This window comes from Enteractinococcus helveticum, assembly GCF_020742345.1.
GTDB classification, from domain to species: Bacteria; Actinomycetota; Actinomycetes; order Actinomycetales; family Micrococcaceae; genus Yaniella; species Yaniella helvetica_A.
The window spans coordinates 1-9,234 of the sequence record NZ_DYXC01000025.1; the positions used below are offsets into that span (position 1 = coordinate 1).

General features: G+C 52.7%; 7 protein-coding genes and 1 pseudogene. All 8 read left to right on the forward strand.

What is annotated here, in order from left to right; translation table 11 throughout:
- Positions 1 to 1,198 (forward strand): aminomethyl transferase family protein (locus tag K8V32_RS01460; RefSeq protein WP_303901773.1); only part of this gene is annotated, 1,198 nt, incomplete at its 5' end.
- Positions 1,199 to 1,692: 494 nt separating this feature from the next.
- Positions 1,693 to 2,553 carry a methylenetetrahydrofolate reductase gene (locus K8V32_RS01465; RefSeq protein ID WP_303901775.1) on the forward strand — a complete coding sequence of 287 codons (861 nt, stop codon included), beginning with the start codon at positions 1,693 to 1,695 and terminating at the stop codon, positions 2,551 to 2,553.
- A 5-nt stretch (positions 2,554 to 2,558) separates the two neighbouring features.
- A complete protein-coding gene (gene purU, locus K8V32_RS01470; RefSeq protein WP_303901778.1) occupies positions 2,559 to 3,443 on the forward strand; it encodes a formyltetrahydrofolate deformylase in 885 nt (294 codons plus the stop codon).
- Positions 3,444 to 3,599: 156 nt separating this feature from the next.
- On the forward strand, positions 3,600 to 4,916 hold the full coding sequence (locus K8V32_RS01475) for an MFS transporter (RefSeq protein ID WP_303901781.1): 1,317 nt from the start codon (positions 3,600 to 3,602) through the stop codon (positions 4,914 to 4,916).
- A gap of 343 nt (positions 4,917 to 5,259) precedes the next feature.
- A pseudogene (locus K8V32_RS14705) lies at positions 5,260 to 6,681 on the forward strand (integrase core domain-containing protein).
- A gap of 179 nt (positions 6,682 to 6,860) precedes the next feature.
- Complete coding sequence (locus K8V32_RS01490; RefSeq protein ID WP_303901787.1) at positions 6,861 to 7,880, forward strand: ABC transporter substrate-binding protein; 1,020 nt, start codon at positions 6,861 to 6,863, stop codon at positions 7,878 to 7,880.
- Entirely contained in the window at positions 7,880 to 8,743 is an 864-nt protein-coding gene (locus tag K8V32_RS01495) for an ABC transporter permease (RefSeq protein ID WP_303901790.1), read from the forward strand. The genes K8V32_RS01490 and K8V32_RS01495 overlap by 1 nt, the downstream gene beginning before the upstream one ends.
- 1 nt (position 8,744) lies before the next feature.
- Positions 8,745 to 9,234: ABC transporter permease (locus tag K8V32_RS01500; protein ID WP_369681027.1), on the forward strand; the 490-nt coding region annotated here is incomplete at its 3' end.

Below are 9,234 nucleotides of genomic sequence, written 5' to 3' on the forward strand. Positions count from 1 at the left end.
CCAGTCCCACCACATGACCGACCTGTTCATCAAGGGCCCTGATGCACTAAAGCTGCTGAGCGATCTTGGCATCAACAACTTCTCCAACTTCAAACCCAACATGGCCAAACAGTTCGTCGCGGTCAACCACGAAGGCTATCTTGTTGGCGACGCCGTACTGGTCTATTTGGAGGAGGGACTCTTCGATCTGGTGGGCTGGCACATGGTTATTGACTGGGTCCAATACCACGGTGAAACCGGCAATTATGATGTGACCTTTGAACGCGACGCCAGCTCCGCGGTCCGCAAAGGTGATCCGCTGCAGTACCGTTTCGAAGTTCAAGGTCCCGTTGCTGAAAAGCTCATGGAAAAAGTCAGCTCGATTCCAGTTGAGAAAACCAAGTTCTTTGGCATGCTGGAATTTGAGATTGAAGGTCGCCGTATCCCGGCAATCCGTCACGGAATGGCAGGCCAACCAGGGTTCGAGTTCTGGGGACCGTGGGAAGATTACGACCTGATCCGCAACGCAATCATCGAAGCTGGCAAAGAATTCGATCTGAAACTCGTTGGCTCGGTTGCCTATTCAACCGCCAACGTCGAGTCAGCTTGGGTTCCGTCCCCAACTCCCGCAATCTTCACCGGCAAAGAAACCGAAGAGTACTTGAAGTGGCTGCCGGCCAGCCGCATGGGTTCAATTGCCGGAAGCTTTGATTCCGACAACATCGAAGATTTCTACAACACTCCGTTTGAGATCGGCTATGGTCGTCTGATCGACTGGGATCATGACTTCCTGGGACGTGAAGCGCTCAAAGAACGTGCCGAACAGCCACAGCGCACCAAGGTCTCACTGGAATGGAACGCTGAAGACCTAGCAGCGACCCAACGCACCCTGTACGAAGAAGGTACCCCGGCTAAATACATCACCTTCCCCAAAGCTCGCTACGGTCTCTACCAAGTTGACAGCGTGACAAAAGACGGAAAGATCGTCGGCATTTCGCACGACGCCGGTTATCTAACCAACGAACAAGCTTTCATCTCGCTGGCAAGTATTGACACTGAGTTCGCAGAACCCGGTACCGAAGTCGTGCTGGTCTGGGGCGAATCACCAGTCTCCACGAAGCCTGCAGTTGAACCACACCGCCAAGTGGAAATTCGTGCGATCGTTCAGCCTGCCCCGTACTCACGGTTTGCTCGCGAGTCCTACCGCAAAGACTCCTAACAACGGCGCTACGAGCATACGCAGCTTTGCTAGAAGCCGCGAGTACCAGACTCAACGACAATAAAGTCGCATCGGCGCACAAACGCCATCGTCACTGACCAGCAGGCCACCAGCAGCATGGATCTCACAAAGCTGGGGAACCTGTTGGTCAGTGACGACCCGCTTTCAGAATACGACCTAGCTGCGACGATCAGCATCCTGAACTAACACGATGAGAACACGACCCAAACGTTGGACGGCCACGAGCTGTGCTGCTGCCTCACGGTGGCATCGCTTCCACTGTGATCCAAACTCATTCAAAATGACAGGAAATGGCCTCAGGTATACATCGTAGAAACATCGTGGTCACTGGTCTCAGCATTCCACATTTTGTACAGGATGGCTGAGTTTTTGCCGGTGACGCGGATCGCCCCGTGGCTGCTCTGATTGATCTGACCCGAACGCCAGCTGACCGACGAATTTAGCCTGACCCCCTACTAAAGAATTGAGAAAAAGTGGCACAACCACACCCCACAACATTGTCTTTGATGGATGATTTCTCATTAGAGATCACTGGCAAAGACTCCGACGCCGTCGTTGCGGCACAAGCTGACATCCCGGCTGACACCCGCATCAACGTTACCTTCCTAGGAAATGAAGACCTAGAAACACGGGTTACGGCTGCCAAAGCGGTGCGTGATGCCGGATTCATTCCAGTACCACACCTGGCGGCTCGTCGCATCACCTCAACTGATGAATTTCGACAGATCCTATCTACACTGCAGGATCTGGGCTTGTCTGAGCGGTTGTTTTTGATCGCCGGGGATCCCGCAACACCGCACGGCCCATATGAAGATGCCTTGGCGCTGATCAATACCAATGAGCTGTCGGACTACGGCGTTCGCGAGGTCGGTATCTCCGGCTATCCCGAAGGTCATCCTGACGTGTCGAATGCTGTCCTCGATTCAGCCTTCGTGGACAAGTTTAACGCCCTCAAAGAGCAATCCCTTGAACCTGTAGTCATCACGCAGTTCGCATTCGACGCCACTGCGGTCACGTCCTGGGTTCGGCAGGTACGGACACACGGCTATAACGGTCAGATTCGCATCGGTACTCCAGGACCAGCCGGCATTAAACGTCTCCTGTCATATGCGCGCCGCTTCGGTGTGGCTTCCTCAGCTGGCATCGTCAAAAAGTACGGGTTCTCACTGACAAACTTATTAGGAACTGCCGGCCCAGATAAGTTCATTCTCGACATGCAGCACGAATTGGATCAAGACCCTACGCTGGGCAATCTAGCAGTACACTTCTATACGTTTGGCGGTCTACAGGCCACCGCTCAATGGGTCCAAGAATTCAAACAAAAGAGTCGGTGAATAGCATGACAGATCGTAGCGACTCCATTGAAAAACTGCAGAACCATGCGTGTTTGATCGTCCAAGGTCCTGACTTTGCTGAAGCCGTTGCAACAGTTGCAACCGTGGTCGGTAAATATGCTGCCCGTGTGCTGACATTCGAGCAACATACCGAACCAGGTGAACCCCAAGAACTGTATCAACGTATCGAATTCATCGTCGACGCACTCAACGAAGTCTTCGATGATATTGAGATTGAGTTAAAGCAGCGGCTGGAACCGTTAGGGCTGACCTGGCAACTGATCAACCGGGCTCGTCCCAAACGCATGGTGGTCCTAGCATCAAAGTCGGATCATTGCCTCAATGAACTTCTATGGCGTCAAAACCGAGGTGAATTACCGGTCTCAATCCCGATGGTGATTTCGAACCACCGGGACGTGCAACATTCCGTGGAACAATTCGACATTCCGTTCCACCATGTTCATTCCCAAGGGCCCGATAAGTCGGCTGCCGAAGCAGAAATTCTCAAACTCATCGGTTCAAAGGCAGACTTTGTGGTGCTGGCACGTTACATGCAGATCTTGTCCGAGGATTTTCTCGAGCACATCGACGTGCCAATTATCAACATTCACCATTCGTTTTTACCTGCGTTCATCGGTGCGGCGCCTTACCGTAAGGCCAAGGAACGTGGAGTAAAAATGATCGGGGCGACCGCGCACTATGTCACGACTGACCTCGATGAAGGTCCCATCATCGAGCAAGATATCGCTCGAGTCGGCCACGCGCACACCGCTGAAGGCATGCAACAACGTGGCCAGTACGTTGAACGAGCGGTCTTGTCGCGTGCAGTGCAATGGCATGCGGAAGATCGAGTTATTCGACAGGGAAATCACACCATCGTCTTCGCTTAGTAACAGCGTCGGTAAAGCGCCACAATTGGTGCTCTACCAACGCATGCTTTCTCGACGACGGCTGGCGCAAATATAAGATGAACTAGGAACAGTATTTTGAATAACCACACTCATGTCTTAACCACGGACGGTTCAGCCTCAAGAGCTAGAAACGAAGTGGGAAAAAATCGCCGGTCCCGCAAAGCTGCCCTGGCCGGCTTTCTCGGTGGCACACTCGAATACTATGATTTCTTCATTTACACCACTGCGGCTTCGTTGGTATTCAACCACGTATTCTTCGCTCCCGGTGATCCGACCGTTGCGCTGATCCAGTCCTTTGCAATTTTTGGGGTCGGCTACGTTTTCCGACCATTGGGAGCTGTGTTGTTCGGCCACTTGGGTGACCGGTATGGTCGTCGCAATACCTTGGTTATGACTCTGGCGCTTATGGGCGGGGCAACCTTTCTGATTGGTTGTCTACCCACCTATCAACAAATCGGGTGGTGGGCCCCCGCACTATTGACATTGATGCGAGTTCTGCAGGGTCTGTCTGCCGGTGGGGAGACAGCCGGTGCGGCATCCCTGACATTAGAAGAGTCTCCTATTGGCCGACGAGCGTTCTATCCAAGCTTCACTGCATCCGGAATCAACGCTGGAATTGTGCTGGCTTCTTTAGCATTCATTCCGGTAGCTGCTATGGAGCAAGAATCTCGTGAAGCTTGGGGATGGCGGATCCCATTTCTGGCCTCGATTGTTGTACTCTTCGTGGCCTACATGGTGCGTCGTACCTTAGATGAGTCACAAGAGTTCCAAAAAATCCAAAAGACGAAACCGACCAAGCAAAAATCTCGGGCGCCTTTTTGGACGATGTTGAAAACCCACCCGATACCGTTTCTGGTTGTGTCACTGATGAGCGTGCAGATCATCGTAAACACTTATATGCAATCCTTTGGGTTGGCGTTCGGAGCACAGATCGGTACCGTTGAGGCAAGTACGATGCTCTGGGCCAGTGTTGCCGGTAATGTGGTCGCGATCCTGTCCCAGCCGTTGTGGGCGTTACTGGCCGACAAAATTGGGCGCAAAAAAGTCTTTATTCCCGGGCAAATTCTCTCAGCTGTCATGGTCTATTTCTTTTTCCACGCAGTGTCAGTCAATAACGTGCCAATGATTTTCTTGACGACTTGTCTCATCACAGGGGGCTCCTATGCGGCAACGAATGGCATCTACACAAGCTGGTTCGCGGAACAATTTAATGGCAAGGTTCGCTACACGGGACTTGCTGTGAGCCTTCAGGTCGGCATTCTCATCGCCGGTTTCTCTCCCGCCCTCGGAACGGCCCTCGTTGACGGCGACATAACGAAATGGGGTATCGCAGCAACAGTAGTTTCCGTCGGCATTGGGATCGTTTTGATTGGGGCCATTTTCGCCCGTGAAACATACCAAACCCCATTGGATCAGCTCGGTAATCACCTACCGGAGCCACAAGACCACTAGTGTGAGTCTCCTTAACCTGCCCCTGTATTCGCTTGTACCTGACCTTAAGAGCTCTTGCAAAAACTCTAACGACTGATGAGAAAGACGAACGTCTTTAATTTGAGAACCTGGCCGTGTGCAGTGGCGGTGTTGGCAGGTACTTGCAGACGTCCTTGATATACGCCTGACAATGCCTCTTTCATCCGGCCTTAGAACACGGCTGAGCGCTCTAATTCAGTGACCCGTAATTCAATCTGTTATGTCGCAGGAGATCGGTGACGGTTCTGCTTCAGGACATCGGTAACAGTTCTGGGGTTTGTGGTGATGACACTTCTGAGCGTTGAGAGCGTGGAACGCTGCAGGGGTGACGAAATCTAATTCCCCTGTTGATGCCCGTATCCGTCTTGCGATTGCTGATTGGCCTGATGATGCACCTCGCGGCAGTGTGACCGCGTTTTGTGCTGAACATGGCATCAGTCGCAAAACCTTTTATGCCCTGCGTGCTCGGGCCCAGCAAGATCGTCAGGCCGCGGTGTTGGAGCCCCGATCTCGGCGGCCGAAGACCTCGCCGACCAAAATTACCAAAGATGTCAAAGATCAAACGGTGGCGGTCCGTGCAGCACTGGAAGCCTCGGGGTGGGATTGCGGCCCGATCAGTGTGCATGACAAAAATGCTGGCCATGGGCCAACAGCAGTAGCCTCGTTGGCGCGGATTTTCCGAGAACGTGGCGTGGCTGGGGCGGAACCCAAGAAGAAGCCTCGGGCCGCCTACCGGCGGTTTGTGTATCCTGCCCCCCAATGCGTGCTGGCAGTTGGATGCCACCGAATATGTGCTGGTGGGTGGGCGAAAGTGTGTGATCTTCCAACTGCAAGATGACCATTCCCGCAAGGCCATCGCCTCACATGTGGCCCCGTCTGAAAACGGTGCTGACGCAGTGGCGATAATGCGTAAGGGGATCACTTGTCACTGCAGCCGGGGTACCACAGCGACTGCTGACCGATAACGGCACCGCTTTGCATCCGGAACGACGAGGCTGGATCAGCCAACTGGTCGCGTATGCTCAAACCTTCGGCGTGGAACCCATCACCGGAAAGCCTGGCCGGCCTACGACCCAGGGCAAAATGAGCGCTTCCACCAGACCCTGTTCCGGTGGTTAGATAAACAGCCCTTGGCCGCAACCTGCGCAGAGCTGCAAGTTCAGGTCGATGAGTTCGATCAGTTGTACAACACCGAACGTGGCCACCAAGCCCTTGCCGGACGGATCACGCCACAACAAGTCTGGGACGCGACCCCGGTGGCTGCCCCACTGCGGCCAGCGCCACAACCCATCGACCCTGACGTCCCAACGGCAACCCAACCCGAGCAATTGGCCCAGGTGCCAGCCCAGGAAGGCATCACCGATCTCAGCGTGCTCTGAGAAGCCGCCACCATAACCCCCACGCAGACCACAACTGCTCAGCCCAAGATCACCGGCAGCATTCACAACCCCGCAGCCACCGGCACCCGACAGCTGCGCGTGTACGCCAACGGCGTGGTCAACTTTGCTGGCACCTTGTTTTCCGTCACCCGGGCCATGGCCAACCGCATCATCATCGCCGACTGGAACCCTGATCGGATCATCTTTGCCACCACCGTGGGCGAAATTATCGCTGAATACGCTTGGCCCCAGCCGGCACCAAATACCAAGGCATCACCACCGCCCGCTACCGATTCCAAAACCAGTCTGTCCAACACAACCGTAGTGTTACCGATGTCCTGAGACATCAAGTGTCACCGAAGTCCTGATACAAAACTGTCACCAAAGTCTTGAGACATCACACTCGTAATTCAATCGCTGCGTTATCCAAATTCAGCCAGCATTTGCACCCTTTGAAAGCGCCATTGAATCTATCCCACCCAATGAATGTACAGTGACTCAGGACACTAAGTGATAGCTGGACTTCCAACTTTCTAAGGAGCTTTTCATGAAACACAGAAGAACTTATCTCGGGCTTGCTGGATTAGCCAGTTTTGCTTTAGCCGTTGCTGGTTGTAGCGGCAATAACGGCGCAGACGATGCGGCAGAAGCCAGCGATGTCACCACACTAAAGGTCGGTGTTCTACCGAATATCGAAGCACTGCCAATTTACATTGCCGCTGAAAATGGCATCTTTGAAGAACATGGTCTGAAAGTGGAACCAGTTCCTGCTCAAGGTGGTGCCGCATTATTGCCAGCCGTCCTTGAAGGCAGCACCGATATCGGCTTCTCCAACATATTAACGCACATGACAGCCGTAGAACGAGGACTTGGTACCACAATTGTCGCTAGTGGGCCCCACACAATGAACCCAGATACTTTAGAACCTGTAGGCGAGCACAATTCGTCTGTACTGGCGGTCACCTCCGATTCAGGCATCGAAGATGTATCGGATTTAGCGGGTAAGACGATCTCGGTCAATGCCCTGGGAGGAATCCAGGAAGTTGCTGTTCGCAATGCTATTGATTCAACTGGCGGTGACTCTGAATCCATCGAACTTGTTGAACTCCCATTATCACAGGCTGAAGGTGCGTTGTCAGGTGGACGCGTAGATGCGGTCAGTGTCAACGAGCCGTTCACAACGGTAGTCCTGGAAGCTGGGCATCGGGAAATTGCCAGTCCATTCTCCGATTTCGAACATGCTGCCAGCAATGTATCCATTTATTTTGCTACTGAAGCGTATGCGGAAGAAAATCCTGAAGTAATCGAGCGATTCCGGGCCGCCCTAGATGAAGTCAACGCGTATATCAACGAAAATCCGGATGAAGCGCGTGAACAGCTCGATACATACACCGATATCGACGCACAAATTCGTCAAAAAGTTACTCTGCCCTTCTACGAGACCAGGATTAACGAAGCATCCGTAGAAGAAATTATGCAAAAAGGCGCAAAATACGGGGTCCTGGAATCGGAGTTGCCGCTCGAAGACATCATCGGTAACGCCCCAACTCTGACAGGCACAGAGTAATGCAAGTCTTACAACAAACTACTTTTGCTGAGACGACGCGTGGTGAACAACTGGCCGACAACGTTGCCAGAGATTCGCTGATCATTCCGATCACTCGTTGGACTAAATTCTTGGCGTGGGGCCTTGCATCAGTTCTTTTGGCGGCAGGCACTTGGCAGATTCTCGTCATGACCAACATCCTCCCTACGGACTACTTCCCCGACATTGCGACTCTTGTGAGCGCTTGGGCTGGTTTATTCACAGATCCGGCATTCTGGTCTGCGCTTGGCAGTACTTTCTACACAGCGATTGTAGGGTTGATCCTCGGTATCGTAGTGGGAGTACCCGTCGGGATTGCCGTGGGACGAAATGACATTTTGTTTCACGCTACAAGATTCATCTTTGAATTTGCACGTCCAGTTCCGACCGTTGCTCTGATTCCTGTAATTGTCCTGTTCTTTGGCATCGGGGTGGAAGCCAAACTATTGCTGGTATTTTTAGCTGTCGTATTTCCACTCGTTGTCCAAACGGTTTATGGGGTACGAGACGTCGATCCAGTCGCTCTCGACACAGCTACAGTCTTACGACTCAACCGTTGGCGCCGGCTTATACAAGTTCTGCTACCCGCATCAGGGCCCTATATCATGACGGGCATCCGCATCACTGCTTCCATAGCCTTGTTGGTGTCTGTATCCACCGAGATCATTATCGGCGCCCCAGGTTTGGGACTCGCCATTACGAACGCTGAAAACTCTTATGCACTTGACAGGATGTATGCCCTCATTGCGATGACCGGCATTATCGGTGTGGTCCTCAATGTGGTGGTCACAAGCGTCGAAAAGCGTACAAGTGCCTGGGCACGGGTAGCAGAAGAAGGGAATTAACGTGAAATTGCGCAAGACTTCTCTCGTTGCCCTGGAAATTATCACTCCCCTACTGCTCTTAGCGCTGTGGTGGGTTCTTTCAGCAAATTCTGAATCAGCTTATAATCCACCACTATCGGAAATCATGGCCCGCTTTGGTGAAAACTGGTTCGGAGAAAGATTCTTCTCAGATCTCCTGCCATCCCTGGGCAGAATGTTTGGCGGGTTCTTCCTGGCGGTCATTATTGGCACTGGCATTGGTTCGATCGTTGGATTATCAAAAATAGCTCGCCGGTTGACTAGCCCCATCGTTTCTTTCTTAAGATCTATTCCTGGCGCAGCTCTTTTACCGCCTGCTGTCTTGTTGCTGGGCATCGGAAACGAAATGAAAATTTCGGTCATCGCTTTCATCTGCATTTGGCCCATCATGCTCAACACGATCGACGGTATTGATGAAACTCACGCCACTATGACAAACACGGCGCGGGTCCTACAGATCAGAGGATATCGAC

Coding starts and splice junctions, on each gene's coding strand:
- purU (WP_303901778.1), top strand. CDS start 2,559: ATGACAGATCGTAGCGACTCCATTGAAAAACTGCAGAACCATGCGTGT.
- K8V32_RS01490 (WP_303901787.1), top strand. CDS start 6,861: ATGAAACACAGAAGAACTTATCTCGGGCTTGCTGGATTAGCCAGTTTT.
- K8V32_RS01495 (WP_303901790.1), top strand. CDS start 7,880: ATGCAAGTCTTACAACAAACTACTTTTGCTGAGACGACGCGTGGTGAA.